This window comes from Woronichinia naegeliana WA131, from assembly GCA_025370055.1.
Lineage (GTDB): Bacteria > Cyanobacteriota > Cyanobacteriia > Cyanobacteriales > Microcystaceae > Woronichinia > Woronichinia naegeliana.
Map to the genome: position 1 here is coordinate 3,151,348 of CP073041.1, position 20,566 is coordinate 3,171,913.

Consider the following 20,566-nt stretch of genomic DNA (forward strand, 5'->3'; position numbering starts at 1 on the left):
AATGAGAACATAAAAGCAACGACTCCGCGATCGCAGACTTTGGTGACACACAAAGCCTAATTGATTACGTTAAATTGCTAATTTTATTGTAAAAGTACTGCCTTGCTTTTGTTCACTTTTCACTGTCAGACTGCCGGTCGTGTTCTAAACCTGTGGAAAAGAGTAATAATAAATAAATGTAAATCTTAAAATTGGTGTGCCATGCTATTCAAAGCAATTGTTTGCCCAAGTTGTCAAAGTACGGATATTGTGAAACACGGCCCCTCTGGGGAGGGGAAAAAGCGTTACAGATGTCGTAATACAGAATGTAAGCGTTGCACATTTATCTTAAACTATACTTATAAAGGTTATTTGCCAGAAGTAAAGGAAAAGATTGCCGAAATGGCAATGAATGGTAGTGGCATAAGGGATACAGCCCGTGTGCTGAGGATTAGTCCATCAACAGTGATTAGTGAACTAAAAAAAAAGAGTCTAGTTTAGTATTCGTCAACGAAAAAAAACTAGCAGAACTGGAACCCAGTCAGAGTATTGTAACGCTCTGCCAATGGAATGACGTGGAAGCAAAACTCGACGAAATGTGGGGTTTTGTGAAGAGCAAAAAAGAGTAAAGATGGTTATGGCACGCTATTGATCATAAGACAGGTGAGATATTAGCTTATGTTTTGTCTGGTCACAAAGACGAAGCATTTCTAAGGCTAAAAGAGTTGTTATACTTCCTGACTTTTCCCGTTAAGTGCGGATTGCAAGCTGCCAGCCTTGGCAAAGGTCATGCAACTTCAACCAACCGCGCCAAAGGACTTGGATACCGAGAGGAGTTTTACGACGATGTTCAAGATAACCACCAAGAAAAGCAACAGACTCGACAGCCCAAGCAACAGTCAAAATAGGGGGAAGTTTTTGAGAGGCGGCTGCTTTTAACACCTGAAGTTGAAGAGGATTAAGAATTTCAATCGCGAGAGCATCGGGCTGGGTACGATGAAGATAAGTAACGTGTAAAAGTTCAACAGCAATGACACTTAAAAAACCCAAAAGAGTTTTCATTCCATCAGAGGCAAGTCGATAACGCTCACTCTGACAACCAGACTTAAGGACTTTATGAAATTCTTCAACCCGCCATCGGTAGGTGTACCAACGAAGAATAGTGACAGCCATCTCAATAGTCTCAACAACTTCTGTAGTCAGAAGCATCCAAGATAAAGGAGTTTCGCCTTCGGGACAATCGATTTCTGTCGCATAAACAGCATAGACATTCAACGGGTCACGATTATCAAAACGATAGGGAGTTCGTAGATTAACTGAGCAAAATCGGACGGCAAGCTTAACCTTCCGTGCTTTTCTTTTTCCTGTACTCGGAATCTCGATTTCTTGATGAAAACGAATCGGTTCTGATTCCAAATGTTGCCAAAGTCGTTCACTATTTTTGTCTAAACTACGATTATGAGACGCTCTGACCAGCACTCCTGTATGCTTGAGTTGACGCACTGAGTCAAAGACTTCTGAAACATCTCCTTCTCTGTCAAATACATGAATTACCCTCGTTGAACTTTCTACCTGTTTCTCACAGGTGTTTAGAGCCTCTACCCATTTGTAGGATTCTTTTTCCTCAAATGGTCTTTGACGAGCTGCTTTTCTTTGTTCTTTCTGTCTTTCTTTTTTCTGCTTCGCCGTTTCATCTGTTGGGGGCTTTTCTTTTACCTCCCTATTCCACAGTTTTTGCCATAATAAACCTAATACTTGTCCTTTTTCTGGCTCAATTGCTAAAGCACTATGCAGTATTAATCCATTCCCTCCTTTTCCAGTCGGCCCATACCCTTCCCTTTTTTCCTTGATATTGCGATAATCTAAGAAGGTCGTATCTCCGACTGATAGCATTATCTTATATTCTTCTACGGCGGCAGTTGTCATTTCACAGTGCGGCTCTATTATCTTGACAAAGTCTGTTTTCGGATTCCCAAAAATTCATAGGCCCTCTTTAACTCGTTTCCTCCCTTAAACACTTCTGATAAGGCTTTTCCAAACCCCTCACTTAACTTTTTCCCAATCGAGAAGGCACGATTGTTTAGCCTCTCGTCTCCCAATTCACAACTGGCAAAGTTTTTTGTCCACCATTCCAACATTTTTTGACCTGCCCTTTAAGATTTTCTCCATCTTACAGTCTCATACTCCCTTCATCCTTTGTTTTTGAAATTTGAACGATAAGCGGGATGATGGCTTCAGAATATTTTTTTCCTGTCAAGAGAATCATTACTCAAACCCTTGCCAGATAAAGCCTCTAGAAGTTTGCATTGCTGGATTTTGGACTTAACGGGAAAAGTCAGGTTATACTTCAAACGTTCATAATCTGAGATTTATCAAAGCGTTGAAATCGTAAGGTGAGCAGAGAATCAAGCTCCTCCTTATATTTTACGTTAGCATCTTCAAGACATCCTGAAATTGCTGCAGAAAACTGCGTAAAATCTTCATAATATTTTGCGTATAAACACTTCTTCTTCACAAACTTCCACAGTCTTTCAATTAAATTCAAGTTAGGAGAATAAGGAGGTAAGTACAGTAACTCTATTCCTAATGATTCTGCCAACTCCTGTACAATTCGGCATTTTTGATAACGAGCATTGTCTAATACCAACGTAATCGGTATTAATAGTCCTAATTCTGCTATCTTTTCTAGGAGTTCACAAACCTGAGTTCCCGTAATATAAGAACTGTTCGTTACCATAATTACTTCATGGGTAATTGCATTTAATGCTCCTAACACATTAAAACGTTTTCTCCCTGATGGTGACTTAATAAAAATCCTCTTGAAGCACCATATAAAATTTACAAATGCTCCCATTACAAAATGAGAGGCATCTACAAAGAAAACTGCCCTTTTTCCTGCTTTTGCCTCTTCTAGCCTTGGTTCTAGCTCTTTTTCTCTATAGCTATCCTGAGCTTCTACATCTGCTTTTGATGGAATTGTTCCCACCTTTAGACACCTCATTCCTATTGACTTTAAAAATTTTCTGACTTGCGTCGGACTTCTTTTTATTCCTGTTAATTCTTCTATTCTTTTTACTGCTTCATTTATTGTTGCTGGTGGATTTGACTCAAAATATGCCTCAATTGTCCCTTGATGCTCTGTTAACTCGCTTTTCGGGCGATTAAATTTTATTTCTTTTAGTTTTTCTATCCCGCCCTCTTGATAATCACGGATATAGCTTGTCACCGTATTTACTGAAACTCCTGCGAATTGAGCAATTTTTTGATGAGACAATCCCTGACTTTTTAGCCATAAAACTTCCATCTTTAGCTGCACTCTAGGATGCGGGTGATTAAACCGACCGTAAGACAACAGTCTTTTGTCTTCTTCTGTAAATTCTAACTTAATCATTTCTCAGCCTCTTGACTAATTTTTCTATTTTTATTATATTATCTCTTATTTTTAGAATTCGCAACCTGTGACCGTGTTTAGTATAGAACCTTTTGGTATTACTCAATATTATACAGATGGATGGGGGGCTTACGAACGACATATTGAGCCAGCATTGCATGAGGTGGGTAAGTATAATACTCAAAAAATCGAACGAAAGCACTTGACATTGAGAACTCGAATAAAGAGATTAGCGAGAAAAACGATTTGTTTCTCCAAATCTATTGTGATGCACGATATTGTCCTTGGATTATTTATCAATCGCTTTGAATTTGGATGTCTTATTTAGGGTTTGCCGAATAAAGGCAGAACCTTTATCAGATAAGCTTTTCAGCCATTTTGAACACGATTAGGTGCAAGCTTATGGCATTTGAAGGCGTAAAATCCATGCACTTTGCTAGAAAATTGTGGGTTAAAATCGGAAACTGATTTCTGAAGTCACCATTTTTCGCGCCCTGTGGCATCTAGGTTCGATTTGCAGACTTATTCAGCAAGCCCTATTTAGATGTGCTTCCACAGATTCAGAACACTACCCTATACTTTGGCACAACGTCGCCTACGACAGGCTTTGGCTCTTGCCCATCAGACTATTCCTAATCAAAAGGGTAAACCGACCGCCATTCCCACTCTGCTTTGGGTCTTTCAGTCTTTTCTGTTTATCCGTTGGTTAGAGTAGAGATTGACGGCATTCAAACTATCGTTAATTTGACCTCCAAACACAAACATATTCTTTCCTTTCTTGGCTCTTCATGTCAAAAGTACTACTTTGTCTCTTGACTTACCTGCGGAATGTGGGCTCCAAACACAAACATATTCTTTCCTTTCTTGGCTCTTCATGTCAAAAGTACTACTTTGTCTCTTGACTTACCTGCGGAATGTGGGTTGGAACAGACTTCCGAATACTTCCCTAGTTCGGACTATCTCTAAGCCTTATTGGTAAGGCGTTGTCAGACAAGGCATCTTAGCTGTGTTGCGGGAAGGGACTTAGACAAGTTTGCTGGTTCTTGCCCTTATCGGGATTTTCAAAAACCAGCTTCCCGCAAGGGAAAACAAAGTAAAGCCGTCCTAGAAGGACGGGGTTTCAAACCCATTTTTTTCGATGACTTTAGATCCTCGTCGTCAGCAGCAACTCAGTAATTTGGTGAAGAAGTTAGGACTTTCTGAGCAAGCTTCTATTAACTGGTCATTATTGGATTTAGCTCTTACCCATCCCAGTGTTTCAACCTCGCAAAATTATCAAAAACTCGAATTTGTGGGAGATGCGGTTATTCGGTTAGCGGCGGCGGAAGTATTATTGGAAAGTTATCCTGAGGCGGCGGTAGGAGAATTTGCCTCTCTACGCTCTATGATGGTCAGCGATCGCACCTTGGCCCAATGGGCCGAGTCCTATGGATTGGATCGGTATCTATGGATTGCGCCGAGTGTCTTAGGTCATAAACCTGGACGGATTAGTTTATTGGCAGATAGTTTTGAAGCAGTTTTAGGTGCTCTCTATTTAAGTACACAGAATATGAATTTAGTGAGACCCTGGTTAGATGAACATCTAAGGGCTAAGGCGATGGAAATTTGGCAAGATCCGGCTCGGCAAAATTATAAGGATGCTCTTCAGGAATGGACTCAGGCTAAGCATAAATGTTTGCCTCAGTATCGGGTTAAGGAGAATTTTCAGGACTCGTTAGAAGAAGAACGTTTTTTTGCCGAAGTATGGTTAGCAGATCAGTTGTTAGGTAAGGGAACAGGGCCTTCTAAGAAAATAGCAGAACAAACAGCGGCCAAAGAGGCGTTTTTTGCCTTTGTAAACCCTCAGTAGTCGGGTTATAGGGTACTAGAGTTAAATAGCTGCTATTTTTGAATTCTTCGGCACTAGTATCGTCTGATCAAAGTTGGAAAAATTTATGGTGTAAGGCTTTGAGAAAATAGAAAAATAGTTTAAGACTAGACATCGGCCCGTTTTTATTATACTATTATTATTGTCATTATATCCCACATTCCGCAAACGCTACAGATAGCGCATAAATACAAATAGATGCTCTTTCTGTATGGCGTTAATTTGTTCTAATGCACTATGAATAGAGTAGTTTAAATTAATTACTCTATAGGTGGCGGCAACCTGCGGAATGTCGGTTATATCAAAGAAGAAGGAAACAGAAAACAATAAGAAAAGCTCTATGGAAATCCTGAATGATGTTGGCTTGTGCCAAGAGAAAGAGGATGCCTTATTCAAGAAAAACTGTCCTCATTGCTATAGTGAAAAAGTAAAAATACATTCTCATTATCAAACGAAAGATAACGGGGAACGTAAAATGCTCATTTGTCAAGAATGTAGTTCTTGTTTTACTGAAACTTATGGTAGCGTAATCGCTAGCTTAGAAACCCCATTAAGTGAAATTGTAAAAGTATTAAAAGCCAGAATGGAAGGAATAGGATTAAATGCAGCAGCCCGAGTATTCGGCTACGCGAAAACAACAATATTGAATTGGGAAAAGAAATTATCAGGATTACAAGAGACATTATTTTTATACGCCTTAGTGAATGAATTTGTTAAATTAGTAATAGAAGGGGATGAACTATACACAAAAGTTGGAAAAAATAAAGAAGCAAGTGCCTCTGAGGGGTGGACAATCGTGCTCATGGACAGGGCTAGCCGCTTTATTTGGCATTTAAAATGTGGTCGAAAAGAGCAGAAACTATTTCTAGAAGCAATGATGACGGTAGCGGAATTATTTGAAAGGAGTGCAGAATCTCTCCAGTTATTTACAGATGGAGAAAAGCGATATAGTCAACTGCTATTTGATATTTGTCACGAAGTATTAAGGACTGGAAAGCGAGGTCGTCCCACCAAAGTATTACCGAAAGGTATGGTGGTAAGACTAAAAAATAAGAGTAGTAAACGTCGAGATTCTGAGGGTAAACTCAAGAAAGTAGAAACTCCGAAACCAGAACATCCTGAGACAACAGAAAAACCAGAAGAAAAGGACGTCCATGCCAACCACGTTGAGGCATTTAATAGTGCTATCCGACACTATTTATCTGCCTTTCGCCGTCGTACAAATACTTATGCTAAATCTGTTGTGGGATTACAGCGAGTCCTAGATATTTTCTGGATGGTTCATAACTTTGTTCGCAGCCATTTTACTACTAGAGAAGTTCCTGCTGTAGCTCTCGGTATAATTGAAAAAGGGTTAACTTGGGAGGACTTACTCCAAATTCGCCTGATTTCTTGAACCTCCCGTATTGCAACGTTTGTAGCTTCTAGCTAGACGATACCAGTGCCTTGGATTTTTATTAGAGATAATAGTTAGGCGATCGCCGAAGTTGGGATTTATTTTTGAAACATTAATCAGTCAATGAGTAGCAAATTTAAATAATCTAACTTTTGTAAATATCGTTATTGAATTAATTCTAAAAATGATGATTTTCATTCACCTCTCCGATAAGCATCAATTTCAGCTTGAATTTCCTCTTCTGTAATGGGATTTTCAATAAAGAGGTTTTGAGTGTCTTCGCAGAGTTGATTGAATTTTTCTGCTATACTTCAAACGTTCATAATCTGAGATTTATCAAAGCGTTGAAATCGTAAGGTGAGCAGAGAATCAAGCTCCTCCTTATATTTTACGTTAGCATCCTCAAGACATCCTGAAATTGCTGCAGAAAACTGCGTAAAATCTTCATAATATTTTGCGTATAAACACTTCTTCTTCACAAACTTCCACAGTCTTTCAATTAAATTCAAGTTAGGAGAATAAGGAGGTAAGTACAGTAACTCTATTCCTAATGATTCTGCCAACTCCTGCACAATTCGGCATTTTTGATAACGAGCATTGTCTAATACCAACGTAATCGGTATTAATAGTCCTAATTCTGCTATCTTTTCTAGGAGTTCACAAACCTGAGTTCCCGTAATATAAGAACTGTTCGTTACCATAATTACTTCATGGGTAATTGCATTTAATGCTCCTAACACATTAAAACGTTTTCTCCCTGATGGTGACTTAATAAAAATCCTCTTGAAGCACCATATAAAATTTACAAATGCTCCCATTACAAAATGAGAGGCATCTACAAAGAAAACTGCCCTTTTTCCTGCTTTTGCCTCTTCTAGCCTTGGTTCTAGCTCTTTTTCTCTATAGCTATCCTGAGCTTCTACATCTGCTTTTGATGGAATTGTTCCCACCTTTAGACACCTCATTCCTATTGACTTTAAAAATTTTCTGACTTGCGTCGGACTTCTTTTTATTCCTGTTAATTCTTCTATTCTTTTTACTGCTTCATTTATTGTTGCTGGTGGATTTGACTCAAAATATGCCTCAATTGTCCCTTGATGCTCTGTTAACTCGCTTTTCGGGCGATTAAATTTTATTTCTTTTAGTTTTTCTATCCCGCCCTCTTGATAATCACGGATATAGCTTGTCACCGTATTTACTGAAACTCCTGCGAATTGAGCAATTTTTTGATGAGACAATCCCTGACTTTTTAGCCATAAAACTTCCATCTTTAGCTGCACTCTAGGATGCGGGTGATTAAACCGACCGTAAGACAACAGTCTTTTGTCTTCTTCTGTAAATTCTAACTTAATCATTTCTCAGCCTCTTGACTAATTTTTCTATTTTTATTATATTATCTCTTATTTTTAGAATTCGCAACCTGTGACCGTGTTTAGTATAATGCCGTTCGCTCTTCTTGTTTGGTAGTTTGATTTTCCCTGATCGGGAGACGTTGTTGATATAAGTTATTGACAAATGCCATAACGGTCTTAAGTTGTTCTTCTGAAAGTAGATTAATTTGATTAATTAAGTCATTTTTAAGATTGATGGTGTTCATATTGAGCCTCAATAAAGGTTAACATTTATTTGAGCAAAGCAATTCTAAATGGTATTGCTAGGGTTTCTTATTGTCCCAATCTTCAGCACTGATTACCACAATATTTGCTCCGTTTTGATTGGTGGTTTTGAGGGAAGTATGTTGATTAATGACTGGTTTGATTAGGTTTTGCAGGTTATTGATAAATTGATTGATGGTGATGGAGTTCACAATTTTTATCCTCTTGGTTTAAAATGATGGTTAAAGATTAGGTTTCTTTGATTAATGAAAGTAGTGATCGCACTCAGTAATTATTTTTCTTGAAAGTATCAAAATCGGTTTCGCCTGAACGTAGAAAATCTAAAAAATTGATATTTTTATAAATACAAGTTTCATAAATACTCAGCAAAATTAAATGCTGTTTAATACCAGATTCTGTGAAAGTACCATCATTCATTTTTCTATAAGCAGCAAATGCTTTAATTGCGTGTTCTGCGTTATTATTGTTCCAGGGGACATCATCATAATCCAAAAAAGTAAATAAATTTTCCTTAAATTTTTTGAATTTTTTAATGTACACCAAGCAAATTTCTGACTTAAAATCTTTTGACAAGTATTTTTGAAAAAATTCTTCTACTTCTTCTTTATGTTTTTGAAGATATAGTTTTTTCAATCCATAAATATCAATGGTTTTAACAATTGACTGTAATAACAAACTAAAATCTCTAATAAGATTTTTATATTCATTATCAAAAGGATAGCTACGAAGATCATCATTCATATCTCTTATAAGATGAATAAGACATTTTTGCCTTGGACAGTCTATTGAATCATAAGCAGCATAAAAATCTGATACCAAAACTCCATGAAAATCATTAATAGTATTCTTTAATAAATCTGCTTCTCGCGTTGGGTAATATAAATAGAGAACTTCTTCCATACTGGTGAATACCCAAACATAAGCTTTTACTCCTTTAATACTGACAGAAGTTTCGTCTGCATGAATAAGCTTTCCTTTGACAAGCTTATCAAGAATATTATCGTATGTAGATTGATAATATTTTGACATCCTAGCTTTTGCTTTAGAGCATATCGAAGGACTAAAATGATAGCCAAATATATCTCTAAGATCATCAATAACTTTACCAAAAGATTGGCGAAGTCCAACAATTTTATGTATAATTAATCGGTAGAAATCATCACCATACTTACTTGTAATTTTCGCATATTCTGAAGCTGGAAAATTTTTATTACATCTAGCACACTTTACTGTACGAGTTTCATATTTAACAATCCATCTTTTTATTCCAAATTCGAGAAACTTCACATTGAGGACTACTTTTGATCGATAGTTACTACGATAAAGATTAGTCCCTCCACAATAAGAACATACTTCAGGCATAACAACTAAGATTGTTTTATTGATTTTGTATTTCTCTACACTCCTATTTGTTGTAAATTGATTTTTTTTCTTTTTGTTTGAACTCTTTTCTCGAAAATAAATTTTATCTCTCTGATAATTAAAATACGCACATTTGTTGACAAAATCTAATTCTTCTAGCAGGAATTCGTTCTTTTTAAAAGTTAGATTTTCTTTATTGCTCAAACTTAAATCACTAACTGAAATAAATTTATCAAAATCTTTAGTGTCTTTATTATCATCGAAAATTTCGATAATAGATTCAAATACTTTTTTGAGAATGTGACAGTCCTCCTTATTATAAGTTATCAATTTTTTATTGAGAGCCTCATCTTCAGTCTTTTCCCAATTGTATCTCCATACCAAACTTTGAAGTCCACTAGCATCATTTTCTGACCAGCTTTCACCTAAATATTTTCCTATATCTTTCAAACTATTAGAATAAGTCGGAAAATAAACACTGGTATAAATTAATGACAAAATATTCACTAAATTTGCTTGGATTTTTTCTAACAATAAAACGTCATTCTCACCATAAATTTTGCTTTTATTCTTGAAAAAATTTGCGTCATAACTTCCATAATGGACAATAGTAAATTGATCATATAAATTGAGAATCTCCATTAATTTTCTCCAAATTTTTACTTCATCAATCTGACTATCTGCCCATAGTGAAAATTCTTTTATGTTTCCATTTTGAACGATTACTAAACCTATCAAGTAATAAAAATTTTGATCAGGAATACCTTCTATATCAAGAAAAATAAGAGTATCGGATACATTTACAACTCCTTTTTGTACTACATAAATTTTATTATCTCTAATTGATAAAGCTTTTAATGCGTGAGAATGCTTTATTTTTCGATTATTCTTTCCCTGCTTTCTAGCCCGATAAGTATAAGAAAGTTGGGTAACAGTAAAAAGTCCTTTCTTATTTAATTTATTGATTTCTCGCTCAGTAATTCCTGTTAAAAGACTTAAGTGATCCATTTCTTTAGCCTTAGCCCTGCAATTCTGCTGAAATTGGCAGGAAGAGCAATGCCGATTTAGAATCAAAGCAGGAGTTTGAGTCGGTTTTTCTTCTGTCCACTGTTTTAATATCTTTATGAATGGAGCGATTGCTTTATACCCACTTTCCAGCTTTAAATTGTGTGATTTTCCGTCCATCCCCACAATTTTTCCCGTCCCAGGTAATTGCTCTTGAATCAGACCTAAAACTTGCCCAACAAATAAAAGTTCTGTTTTTTGTTCTGGTGTAATGCTATAAGTTCCAACAACAATAGTTGGTTCATAGATTGCTTTATTTGATGTATTTGGCTCAACTTTAGTTAAAACATCACAATGAGCTTCCCAACATTCTGCCCTAATTCTTGCCTCAATCAAAAATTGCTTTTCATTTAAACCATGTTGATTGTATTGTTCGACATTTTCGTGAGATTGCTTGACTTTTTCTAGATACTGTATTTTGTTAACTTGTCTTCGTTCTTCCAAAATGCGTTGGTAATCATGGAAACTCCCTTGATCATCCGAAAACAATAGTAAAAATGCCTTAAGAGGACATTGTGAATAAGCAACAAACACTTCTGAGGTAATTATTGTTTTGAGCATGATACTGACCTTATTTAAACATTAGGAAAAAAGCCAAACTTAACAACCACACTGACCACCGCAGTAAAAATAATACCAATCAATGCGGTAGTGTTCTGAATCTGTGGATAAGACCAATTGCAATTCGTGCGCTGACAACGTTCTAGAAAAGTGCTCCACAGGTCTAAAACATTACCCTAATCCTAAGGCCTGATTGATCGCCGCTCGAAATTCGCTTTTTTGTTTAATGCCCTTAAACTCCTGTAATAGTTCCTTGTCTTTGAAAACTTGAACCGTTGGTGTACCTGTCACCCCACCCATTTGAGCAATTTCAGGATCGGCTTCGAGGTCAATTTCCACAAAATGGATTTTGCCATCATACTCATCAATAACCTTATCTAAAATTGGTTTCAATGTCCGACAGGGGCCACAGGTAGGCGACACATATTTCACCACTAAGGGGCGATCGCCTTCATGGAAAAGTTTTCGCAGAGCATAACCCCCCCCATGGCGAGTATGGGCCAGATCAAAAGTAGCCGCCGTATCGTCCACCGTCACGGTTTTTTCTGGTGCCTGGTACGCTTCAGAAGAGTTGGTTTGATGGTGTTCAATAATCAGATTCTGCTCCGATAACCAGCGTTCTGCTAATAGAGCCGCCATACAACCCGTTCCAGCCGCCGTAATCGCCTGACGATATTCGTGATCCTGCACATCCCCAGCCGCAAACACCCCCTCAATACTAGTCGCGACGGTTCCAGGTTTAACTGCAATATAACCCACGGCATCAAGTTCTAACTGACCTTGAAAGAGACCCGTATTGGGGTTATGACCGATCGCGTAGAATAGCCCCTTTACGGCCAATTCGCGTAATTCCCCAGTTTGCAGATCTCGGACTTGAATACCATCCAAACGCTGATTACTGCCAAACACATCAACGGGTTCCGTATGCCAATGAACCGTGATCTTGGCATTGGCTAAAACCCGATCTTGCATGGCTTTACTGGCCCGCATTTCGCCCCGTCTCACTAATAAATGAACCTGGGAACCATATTTGGTTAAATAAACCGCTTCCTCCGCCGCCGAATCGCCTCCCCCAATCACTGCCAAAGGAACATCTTTAAAAATAGGACTAGCCCCATCACAAATCGCACAGGCGGAAATCCCATTGCTCCAAAATTCTGCTTCTTTGGGCAAATTCAAGCGTTTGGCCGTTGCTCCCGTCGCAATAATGACACTGTTGGCCCTAACTTCCCTGTCTGCGGAACAAATCACAAAGGGATGCTGTTGCAAATCGACACTGATCACATCTTCGGTATAACATTCTGTTCCCCAACGTACTGCCTGAGCCTTCATCCGCTCCATTAATTCTGGCCCGGTAACGCCTTCAGGAAAACCAGGAAAATTTTCGACTTCCGTTGTGGTCATTAACTGTCCTCCTGGAATGCCTCCGGCTTGCAATCCCTCAAACATTAGCGGCTTAAGATTGGCTCTGGCTGCATAGATGGCCGCTGTATATCCGGCGGGCCCAGAACCAATAATTACTACATTTTCCACAGTTGAAGTTGTCATCGGCCTTGCTTAAACTCATAACGACTACACTTTCACTATAGCAGGTCTTCGGGAATAATGGCATCTCAATCCTGGGCATTGGCCAAAGAAAGATTATTGCTATTCGGGTTTTTGAGCGGGAATATTGTCTGGTGATTTTTTACCAGGTCGAAACAGATGACGGTGTTGGGGATGATACAACTGCGATCGCACTGCTTGACTTGTTGTTAAGGCGGGACTAATCAAATATAAAGTCGTGCGAATTAAATCTTCTGAGCGAGTGGCGATCGCCATTTCAGAGAGAGGTACAATCCAAATTTTTTCATCTTCCCAACCGACCCGAAAACAAATGGCCACAGGGGTATCAGGAGCATAATGTTGTAACAGTTTTTCCTGAGCCGTTTCCACATGACGGGCCGCTAAATACAGACAAAGACTCGCTTGATGAGCCGCCAACGAGGCTAATTCCTCTGCTTCAGGGACGGAGGATGCCGCCCCACTAATACGGGTGAGAATGATGGTCTGCACTAGGTCGGGAACGGTTAACTCAGTACTCAGTTTCGCCGCCGCCGCTTGAAAAGCACTAATACCTGGCACACATTCATAGGCAATATTGGCCTGACTGAGTGCCTGAATTTGTTCGTAAATAGCACTATAAAGGGTTAAATCCCCTGAATGAAGACGCACAACAATACGATTTTGCTGCACATTTTCAATCATCAAGGGTAAAATTTCTTCTAAGGTTTTATTTCCTGTTTTAATACATTGTGCCTCTGGCCGCACATCTCGCAACATCTGACTAGGAACAAGAGAATCGGCATAGAGAATGACATCCGCTTGGCTTAAGAGTTTATGTCCTTTAAGGGTTAACAAATCGGGATCACCTGGCCCGGCTCCAATAAAATAAACGGCGGGTTTAAAGGAAGAAGTCAGGGTCATGGGTTAAAAATTAAGGGTTAGAATTAAGACAAATCTTGTTAATTAAATTTTATTTTTTTTGCTTCCAGCCGTGAGATCAGAGTTCGACAAAGGATCTTCAACTGATTCTTGGGGGGTATTGAGAGCAACCACATCGGGTAAAGAGGCGTGGCGAGCGTAGAGCCAAATTAAGCCAAAACTTCCTAAGATTATAAAAATCAAACTAACGATTTGAGCAATTTTGAGCGGCCCCAGCATTAAGCTATCGGTACGCAGGGCCTCAATCCAAATTCGTCCTGAACTATAGGCAATGAGATAAAGACAAGTTAAAGTACCTACTTTTAATTGGTGAGGATGTCTCAGTCCCCAGAAAAAGAGCCAAAGCAGGAGACTAAAAAACCCTAAATTCCATAAAGATTCGTAGAGAAAAGTAGGATGGAAGTAATCAAATTCTAAATAGACATTAGGTCTCATCTGGGGGGGAATATAGAGTTTCCAAGGTAGATTGGTAGGATCGCCAAAGGCTTCCGAATTGAAAAAATTTCCCCAACGCCCGATCGCCTGACCTAGAGCCAGGGAAGGAACTACCACATCACTGAGTTGCCAAATCGAAACTTTATGGGATCTGGCAAAGATAATGGCCGCAACCATGCCCCCCAAAATGGCCCCATGAATGGCAATACCTCCTTTCCAAACAGCAAAGATATCCCAGGGATGTTGGCTATAGGCAGACCACTCAAAGAAAACGTAATAAAGGCGAGCCGAGGGAATAGCTGCCACCACCAGCCAAATAGCCAGATCGCCAATTAACTCAGGATTGAGGTGACGACGTTTTGCTAAAAATTGGGATAGGGTGACACCCAGTAAAACGGCTGTGGCAATCAGCAGACCATACCAACGGAAAGTCAGGGGGCCAAATTCAAAAAAAATGGGGCCGGGTGACTGAAATTGCCAGCCCAAGAGGGGCAACCATCCGAGCATAATATTCAACAAAAACGGATCACGCATGGGAAAAGATTCAACCTTGGCGATATTTATCATACAAGGCAACCTACTCAGAAACCCGAATAATCCCAGTTAATGATGGTGATGGGATGGCTCTGTCGGCTGACTATCTTGAATAACCGCCGGATTCTGGGGAGAATTTAAGGTCTGATGGCCATTAAGCAGCGACATACTCACTCCGCCAAAGGTCGCTAATCCCATCGAAACAAAGCCAGCCGCGATCGCTCCCATTGCTACCGTACCAATTGAAACAACGCCCATAGGAACAATACCGATGGAAATAATGCCCATGGGGACAACACCGATCGCAATATAACCAGTGGGAGTAATACCGACCGAAATCAGTTTGGCATGGTACCAGGGACGAGATGGTTTATTAATCACAGGTTGAACAACATCCACCGATGATGAAATAGGACTTTCCATAGAAATGAGCAAATAGTAAGGGCCAGAATCCTACCGTAAAGGGTTCACAGGGTCAAAAGACTGGCTGTCAAACCAGCAATTCCAAATTCAGAATGTAGTCAAAGATACAAAAGGCTCGATGTATTTACTGGCAAGGGTTTTGCTATGAAAATTGCCAATTAATCAACTAGGAAGAATTCGAGACAGCGAGAGAAACTGAGTCATCAAGCATAAAATCTAAAAGATGATGCCAGCTTTCAAAGAACAGATATTTGGTCAAAGAGAGAATATCTTGAAAGAATCCCTTACGAGTGCCGCGTTGGACGCGAATTCTCTGGTAACGTTCATCAACCAAACCTAAAACCGTGTGCAAGAGAAAAGCCAGCAAATTCAGGGTAAGCAAAACAGAGGCGAGGTGTTGTTTACCATGCCCAAAATTATGCTCTAAGTGATAGCCTCGATTTTTGAGAATATTGTGATTCTCGTTCTCAGTGCGCCAACGAGTCCGTCCAGCACGACAGACATCAAGAACGATGTGAGGGGTGAGAAAATGATTGGTAATCCAACTATTGTGATAAAGAAGTTGAGCATCGGATTCGCGGTGGATTTTTAGCTCACACCAGTTAACCAACAAAGCAGGCTGTTGGTCTCGCAGGGGAATCTGATTGAGATAACGGCAGTGCCAAATCTCGAAATACTTCCCATTCCAACGTCGGTGTTGAGTGGTTTTGACTTCTCCATTAGCTTCTAAATAGTTTAACCATTCATAGAGTGTGGGATGAGAAGTCGGTAAACAGACGAAGATAAAGTTGAAATCGTGGTCGAGACAGTGCTGACAAGTGGGCTGACGACTGTACAAGTCATCCCCTAGCAGAGTTATCTTCTGTCCCGCAAACAAACTAGCATGGTTACTTATCCAACGTTTCGCCGCATTTTGCTCGCAATCTTGCTTTTCAGACCCGTCTTGAGGGGTAATAAATTCAGGGGGTAAGGAAAAAACTGATTCATGGTCTGGGGAAACAATCACGGGCAATAATGCCTGATGGAAGTAGGTGACTTTTCCCTGTTTTGACGTTTTGGTTGAACAGCATGGACAATTTACTTTTTCCGAACTGTAGTAATTTGTCCCATCCATTGCTACTAGAAGATTTCCCCTCAATATTTCATAGGCTTTCAAGAATCCCATGCTCCTCAATGCTTGGTAAATTAACCCAAACAAAGGGAATAGACTACCATTGGTGTCAACTTAAGCCAAAATGCCTACTCACAAAAGATTAGCCTAAAAGCAGGCGGAAGTAAGAGTAGGCTGAAAAAAAGGTTAGTATATAAAAAAGTGAGCAAAAAACAAATGGCAAGACAACATCCTCGGAGAAAAGGAAACCCAGACTTACGTCGTAAGACAAATCAGCCAGGGGTAGAAATCCCTGAAATAACAAAAGAGTTGTTTGAATTACTAGAACCCACAATGTTTACACCATTAAAATATTTACAGGGAACTCATGAGAAAATGATGAGAGATAGGGTGCTAAATTTACCAGTAATGGTGGCATTAGTGTTAAGTATAGTGTATCGTCAAATAGCGGGTATAAGTGAAGCGGTAAGACTGTTAGAGGAAGAGGGATTGCTATGGGTAGCATCATTAAAAGTAAGCAAACAGGCAGTATCAAAAAGAATGATGAATGTGCCAGCCGAAATATTTGCAATATTACTAAAAGGAGTGTTAGAAAAAGCAGCCGAAAAAGGGAAGAAGCTCCAAGTAGGAGAAAAATGGGAAAAAATAAGAGAAAAGTTTAGTGCAGTGTGGATAGCAGATGGCTCAACGCTAGAGCAGATAAGGAAAAATATGAAAATAAGTAAAGAAGAAAAGAGTAAATTGGGGGGTAAAATAATGATGGTAGTGGAAGCCTTTACCCAAAGACCCGTTACTTTATGGTACACAGAAAATGATAAATCAAATGATAAAATATGGTGTGAAGAATTGGCAGCTAAATTACCAGAAAATGGTTTAATTCTCGTAGATATGGGATTTTTTAGCTTTGTGTGGTTTGATTTGTTAACAGAAGCTAAAAAGTTTTTTCTAACCAGATTTAGAGCGGGTACATCTTACAAAACCAAACAAGTATTGTCTCAAGGTAGTCATTACAGAGATGAGATTATCATTATGGGAAATTACCGTTCTAATCCTTGCAAGCATCCGGTGAGATTAGTCTCAGTATTATGGGGAACAATCTGGTATCAGTATTTAACAAATGTGTTGTCTCCCGAACAACTGTCCGCCGAAGAGGTCTGTGATTTATATCGAAGACGATGGACAATCGAAGAAGCCTTTTTATTAACGAAAAGACTTTTAGGACTAGCCTATTTATGGGTAGGGAATAAGAATGGTGTCCAAATCCAGATTATTTGCACTTTGATTTTCTATACGGTCTTAAATCAATTGGTAGGGGAAGTGGCGATTGCTCTAAATCAACCGAAAGAAAAAATCTCAGTAGAGATGGTGTTTCGGAGTCTATACTATGTAGCGAAGGCTATTGCTAGAGGAGAAAAGCCTGATACAGTAACCTATCTGGCTGAACGTGCTAAGTTATTTGGTTTGGTCAAAGCTGAGAGAAAGCGACATCGAGAAAAGGCCGCTCTCAATCAACAAATTTGGGAACCCATTCCTTTAAGTTGACACGGATGATAGACTACTCGCTGCTACCCCATCCACAATGTTGCGAATCTGTTCTACTGTTGGTATTTTTTCTAGTCCAAACAACCTCTGAGCATTATCTCGCCCACAACGGCTGTTAAGCTGACGTTGGTACTCTAAAAATGACTCATTTTGCATAAAAAAGGCGGCAAATGCCCCCAGTATCGCCTCTCTTAGACTATATTTCGTTGCATTACTAACCGAACGGGGGTCATCTATCTTCCCAATGACCTCGTTTAAACAGTGAACGATTCCGTCAAAACTTAGGTCGTTTACTTCCATCTTTCTCTCTGCAAAATCAGTAGACACTTTTCTCTTTATTCATAACTTCCTATAGGTCAAAGTTTTTCTGTCTCTATTTATACCATTTGAATTTGGAATTGCTGCTGTCAAACATTCGGTTTCCCAATTTAACTCTACCTGTAAATAATTCGTTGATAGCTTATCCTTGGTCACGGTGCGCTAAGACTTCTGCCATCGTATCAGAGCATAATCATCGTTTTAAAGTTGCCTAGTGACCTATATCAATTACTCGAATCTCACCTCAACAATACTGGTGTTACCCTGACCGATGTGGTGGAGGCTGCGATCGCGTCCTACTTTCTCCACAGCCCAATAAATCCTCTTTCATACCGCGTTTTTTCCTTACTAATTAACGATAAACAGATATTTTATTCCGATTTATTCCAAATTGACCTATTTATCCAATCTTGCGGAAAATTTATTGCCGTCAAGAAATGAGTGTGGGAAGAAAGTAGTGTCGATAAACGAGAACGCCATAGATGCTTCGGGGAAACTTGATCCATCAAGTACAGCAAAATAACCAACGTGTTATAGACCTTACGCGAACCTGTCACAAATTGAGGCATTGTCGGATTATTTTTACTGGTGGGAAGTTGAGGTACAACGGCAAAATCCCGATTCCATAGCCGAGAATGATGGGCGCAAATATTCCGAATTACCGAAAGATGGTGGAGCCAAGAACCCAAAATCTCAGCCCTAACCCCATAAACCTTAGCGATCGCCGTTTGAGTCTTAGTAAACCGTAAACTGCCATACCACCGAGAAAGCAACCCCAAAGACATCACCTCACACACAGCCCAGACAGGAGGCAATAGCTCAACATAACTCGTCTGAAAATGCTGAATAAAAAGTTCATCAGAACGCTTAACTTCTCTTGTTAAATCATCAATATTTTTTTGCCAAAATCGAGGATTAAACAAAGTAGGATCGAGATGGGCATGGGAACCGTGTAAATGAGCTAATTGATAGGCCCATTGACTCCTAACCGAAACCTCTATCCGTTCAATTGCATCCAAAACCAACAACCGTAGCTCACGGTCAAAAATGTATAATTCCAGAACATCTTGAAATCTGGTATTTTTAATAAATTGGTGACTAATTAAATCTGATTCAAAGGTTAACCAGTAAGCTCTCAATCGGTAGTAATTAATATGCTGAAGATAAAATTTAGCCGACTCACGATCCTCGACAATCATACCCCGCAATTCTAATAAATCAATCTGCTCATCAAGATTTTTGGGCTTTTTATTGAAATGTTCTGGCATCAAACCAACTACAAAAGAGTAACCCGCCTATTTGAGCTTGAATCAGAGGCTTGGCGGGTTTTGTTATCTAGATCATGACATATCACAGCTTGGAATGTCAATTATCGCCTGAAAAGACACAGCGATCGCCTCTATTCAAGCCACCGAGGGGTTATGCCGACATAAGAAGAAAATAGGACACGATGTAAGGTTTTGTAACGAATCGCACTGGACAAAAAACAACTCTAAGGCTACAAGTCTTATGCAGTAATAGTTTAAAGGTTGTTCCTTAGTAAAAATAGCCATAAACTCGGTTACGACATCGGCAGTTTTTTCGTGGCATTCCTTAGCCGTAAATCTAACCGTTCGGATTCCTTCTTTTAGTAAAACGCGATCGCGGGAATAATCTCGTTCAGTTTGCTTTTTATGGTGAACGCCATCTATTTCGAGAAGAAGAAGGTTACACCCCGTTTATCAAGTCCCTTGGAATAGGTACGACGACTATTCAGAGATCGCTTATAGCGGAGTAATGCGGTTAGGATGTTTTCGTCAAAGGAAGCAAGGGAGTTTTCTTGTAATATTGGTCATTTTAAAAACGCGAAAACTCCTCTTATGACGAATTACTGATAATTGTTTAACAATTTACGGTAAAAATCATTTATACATCCTTAGCTTTAATGATGTAATTGACGTAGATATTCTTGGGACGGGTTTCGCTACCGCCAAATTCGGTTACTTCAGCTTTATTTCCCCAGCCGTCTTGTCCTCCCTGAAAATTGGCAGAACCCTGGACATTTTCTCTTGTTGATGTATGAGTATGAGATTTTAATTCATCTCCTTGGTAAGAACCAACCTTATTACCCTCATTACCTCCATAATATAAAGAAGTACGAGAATTAGCATCGGGATCTCGTCCTGTACCTCCATCCAAACCTCGTAGAAAGAACCCTTGTAGATCAGGTACTTTGAACATTCCAGCCTTTGAAGCTGTTCCGTAATATGTTCCAATGGTATTTTCTAGGTCAGGATAGTCTGATTCAGCATATTCTGCGCCATCGCAAACGAGCCATCCTTGAGTTTCTAGGCTACCTCTAGCATTACCATCAACATCACCAGCATAAGCGAGAATTGTTCCAATAGGTACGTTCATAATTTTAAAGTTTCCTTTGTTTGATTTGAGTATTTACTTGATAGTTCAATCCGTTTTTATAGGACAAGAAATCGGGTTTTAGGAT

16 protein-coding genes and 2 pseudogenes are annotated in these 20,566 nt (G+C 39.2%); 5 read left to right on the top strand and 13 right to left on the bottom strand.

The annotated features are described in order from the left end of the window. Positions 1-351 precede the first annotated feature (351 nt). On the top strand, positions 352-480 hold the full coding sequence (locus KA717_15975) for an IS1-like element transposase (GenBank protein UXE63906.1): 129 nt from the start codon (positions 352-354) through the stop codon (positions 478-480). Positions 481-729: 249 nt separating this feature from the next. Here the strand turns inward: KA717_15975 and KA717_15980 are convergent, their stop codons facing one another. The 3 genes from KA717_15980 to KA717_15990 all read right to left on the bottom strand — a co-directional run bounded on the left by KA717_15980 (position 730) and on the right by KA717_15990 (position 3,370). Continuing rightward, positions 730-1,905 (bottom strand): IS4 family transposase, encoded by a 1,176-nt coding sequence (locus KA717_15980; protein UXE63907.1) that lies wholly within the window; start codon positions 1,903-1,905, stop codon positions 730-732. Between the two features lie 17 nt (positions 1,906-1,922). Continuing rightward, entirely contained in the window at positions 1,923-2,117 is a 195-nt protein-coding gene (locus tag KA717_15985) for a transposase (GenBank protein ID UXE63908.1), read from the bottom strand. Positions 2,118-2,326: 209 nt separating this feature from the next. Continuing rightward, positions 2,327-3,370 (bottom strand): IS630 family transposase, encoded by a 1,044-nt coding sequence (locus tag KA717_15990; GenBank protein ID UXE63909.1) that lies wholly within the window; start codon positions 3,368-3,370, stop codon positions 2,327-2,329. Positions 3,371-3,452: 82 nt separating this feature from the next. Here KA717_15990 and KA717_15995 point away from each other — a divergent pair. The 3 genes and pseudogenes from KA717_15995 to KA717_16005 all read left to right on the top strand — a co-directional run bounded on the left by KA717_15995 (position 3,453) and on the right by KA717_16005 (position 6,633). After that, positions 3,453-3,698 (top strand): annotated as a pseudogene (locus KA717_15995) (IS1 family transposase). A gap of 810 nt (positions 3,699-4,508) precedes the next feature. Then, entirely contained in the window at positions 4,509-5,219 is a 711-nt protein-coding gene (gene rnc / locus KA717_16000; GenBank protein UXE63910.1) for a ribonuclease III, read from the top strand. Positions 5,220-5,577: 358 nt separating this feature from the next. Continuing rightward, a complete protein-coding gene (locus KA717_16005; GenBank protein UXE63911.1) occupies positions 5,578-6,633 on the top strand; it encodes an IS1 family transposase in 1,056 nt (351 codons plus the stop codon). 311 nt (positions 6,634-6,944) lie between these two features. Here KA717_16005 and KA717_16010 read toward each other — a convergent pair whose 3' ends face one another. The 7 genes and pseudogenes from KA717_16010 to KA717_16040 all read right to left on the bottom strand — a co-directional run bounded on the left by KA717_16010 (position 6,945) and on the right by KA717_16040 (position 16,278). Next, entirely contained in the window at positions 6,945-7,988 is a 1,044-nt protein-coding gene (locus KA717_16010) for an IS630 family transposase (GenBank protein ID UXE63912.1), read from the bottom strand. Between the two features lie 525 nt (positions 7,989-8,513). Next, entirely contained in the window at positions 8,514-11,237 is a 2,724-nt protein-coding gene (locus KA717_16015; GenBank protein ID UXE63913.1) for a TM0106 family RecB-like putative nuclease, read from the bottom strand. Positions 11,238-11,408: 171 nt separating this feature from the next. Beyond that, positions 11,409-12,785, bottom strand: coding sequence for a thioredoxin-disulfide reductase (gene trxB / locus KA717_16020; GenBank protein UXE63914.1), 1,377 nt, complete (start codon positions 12,783-12,785; stop codon positions 11,409-11,411). 99 nt (positions 12,786-12,884) lie between these two features. Beyond that, positions 12,885-13,703, bottom strand: a complete 819-nt coding sequence (gene cobM / locus KA717_16025) for a precorrin-4 C(11)-methyltransferase (GenBank protein UXE63915.1) — start codon at positions 13,701-13,703, stop codon at positions 12,885-12,887. A gap of 42 nt (positions 13,704-13,745) precedes the next feature. Beyond that, positions 13,746-14,663, bottom strand: coding sequence for a prolipoprotein diacylglyceryl transferase (gene lgt / locus KA717_16030; GenBank protein UXE63916.1), 918 nt, complete (start codon positions 14,661-14,663; stop codon positions 13,746-13,748). A 216-nt stretch (positions 14,664-14,879) separates the two neighbouring features. After that, a pseudogene (locus tag KA717_16035) lies at positions 14,880-15,068 on the bottom strand (hypothetical protein). Between the two features lie 211 nt (positions 15,069-15,279). Continuing rightward, positions 15,280-16,278, bottom strand: a complete 999-nt coding sequence (locus KA717_16040) for an ISNCY family transposase (protein UXE63917.1) — start codon at positions 16,276-16,278, stop codon at positions 15,280-15,282. 162 nt (positions 16,279-16,440) lie between these two features. Between KA717_16040 and KA717_16045 the strand changes: the two genes are divergently transcribed. Beyond that, positions 16,441-17,766: an IS4 family transposase gene (locus KA717_16045; protein ID UXE64683.1), complete on the top strand. Its 1,326-nt coding sequence runs from the start codon at positions 16,441-16,443 to the stop codon at positions 17,764-17,766. Here KA717_16045 and KA717_16050 read toward each other — a convergent pair. From KA717_16050 to KA717_16060, 3 genes are all read right to left on the bottom strand, one after another. After that, the gene (locus KA717_16050) at positions 17,758-18,093 is read right to left on the bottom strand and encodes a hypothetical protein (protein ID UXE63918.1); all 336 of its coding nucleotides are present in this window, start codon (positions 18,091-18,093) and stop codon (positions 17,758-17,760) included. The two genes, KA717_16045 and KA717_16050, sit on opposite strands and share 9 nt — an antisense overlap. 362 nt (positions 18,094-18,455) lie before the next feature. After that, the gene (locus KA717_16055; protein UXE63919.1) at positions 18,456-19,352 is read right to left on the bottom strand and encodes an Abi family protein; all 897 of its coding nucleotides are present in this window, start codon (positions 19,350-19,352) and stop codon (positions 18,456-18,458) included. A gap of 637 nt (positions 19,353-19,989) precedes the next feature. Continuing rightward, complete coding sequence (locus KA717_16060) at positions 19,990-20,481, bottom strand: phage tail protein (GenBank protein UXE63920.1); 492 nt, start codon at positions 20,479-20,481, stop codon at positions 19,990-19,992. Positions 20,482-20,566 lie beyond the last annotated feature (85 nt).

Excerpts from the sequence above, each read along its gene's own strand:
- lgt (UXE63916.1), bottom strand. The coding sequence starts at position 14,663 with ATGCTCGGATGGTTGCCCCTCTTGGGCTGGCAATTTCAGTCACCCGGC.
- KA717_15990 (UXE63909.1), bottom strand. The coding sequence starts at position 3,370 with ATGATTAAGTTAGAATTTACAGAAGAAGACAAAAGACTGTTGTCTTAC.
- cobM (UXE63915.1), bottom strand. The coding sequence starts at position 13,703 with ATGACCCTGACTTCTTCCTTTAAACCCGCCGTTTATTTTATTGGAGCC.
- KA717_16010 (UXE63912.1), bottom strand. The coding sequence starts at position 7,988 with ATGATTAAGTTAGAATTTACAGAAGAAGACAAAAGACTGTTGTCTTAC.
- KA717_16040 (UXE63917.1), bottom strand. The coding sequence starts at position 16,278 with ATGGGATTCTTGAAAGCCTATGAAATATTGAGGGGAAATCTTCTAGTA.
- KA717_16060 (UXE63920.1), bottom strand. The coding sequence starts at position 20,481 with ATGAACGTACCTATTGGAACAATTCTCGCTTATGCTGGTGATGTTGAT.
- KA717_16055 (UXE63919.1), bottom strand. The coding sequence starts at position 19,352 with ATGCCAGAACATTTCAATAAAAAGCCCAAAAATCTTGATGAGCAGATT.
- KA717_16045 (UXE64683.1), top strand. The coding sequence starts at position 16,441 with ATGGCAAGACAACATCCTCGGAGAAAAGGAAACCCAGACTTACGTCGT.
- KA717_16015 (UXE63913.1), bottom strand. The coding sequence starts at position 11,237 with ATGCTCAAAACAATAATTACCTCAGAAGTGTTTGTTGCTTATTCACAA.
- KA717_15985 (UXE63908.1), bottom strand. The coding sequence starts at position 2,117 with ATGTTGGAATGGTGGACAAAAAACTTTGCCAGTTGTGAATTGGGAGAC.
- trxB (UXE63914.1), bottom strand. The coding sequence starts at position 12,785 with ATGACAACTTCAACTGTGGAAAATGTAGTAATTATTGGTTCTGGGCCC.
- KA717_15980 (UXE63907.1), bottom strand. The coding sequence starts at position 1,905 with ATGACAACTGCCGCCGTAGAAGAATATAAGATAATGCTATCAGTCGGA.
- KA717_16005 (UXE63911.1), top strand. The coding sequence starts at position 5,578 with ATGGAAATCCTGAATGATGTTGGCTTGTGCCAAGAGAAAGAGGATGCC.
- rnc (UXE63910.1), top strand. The coding sequence starts at position 4,509 with ATGACTTTAGATCCTCGTCGTCAGCAGCAACTCAGTAATTTGGTGAAG.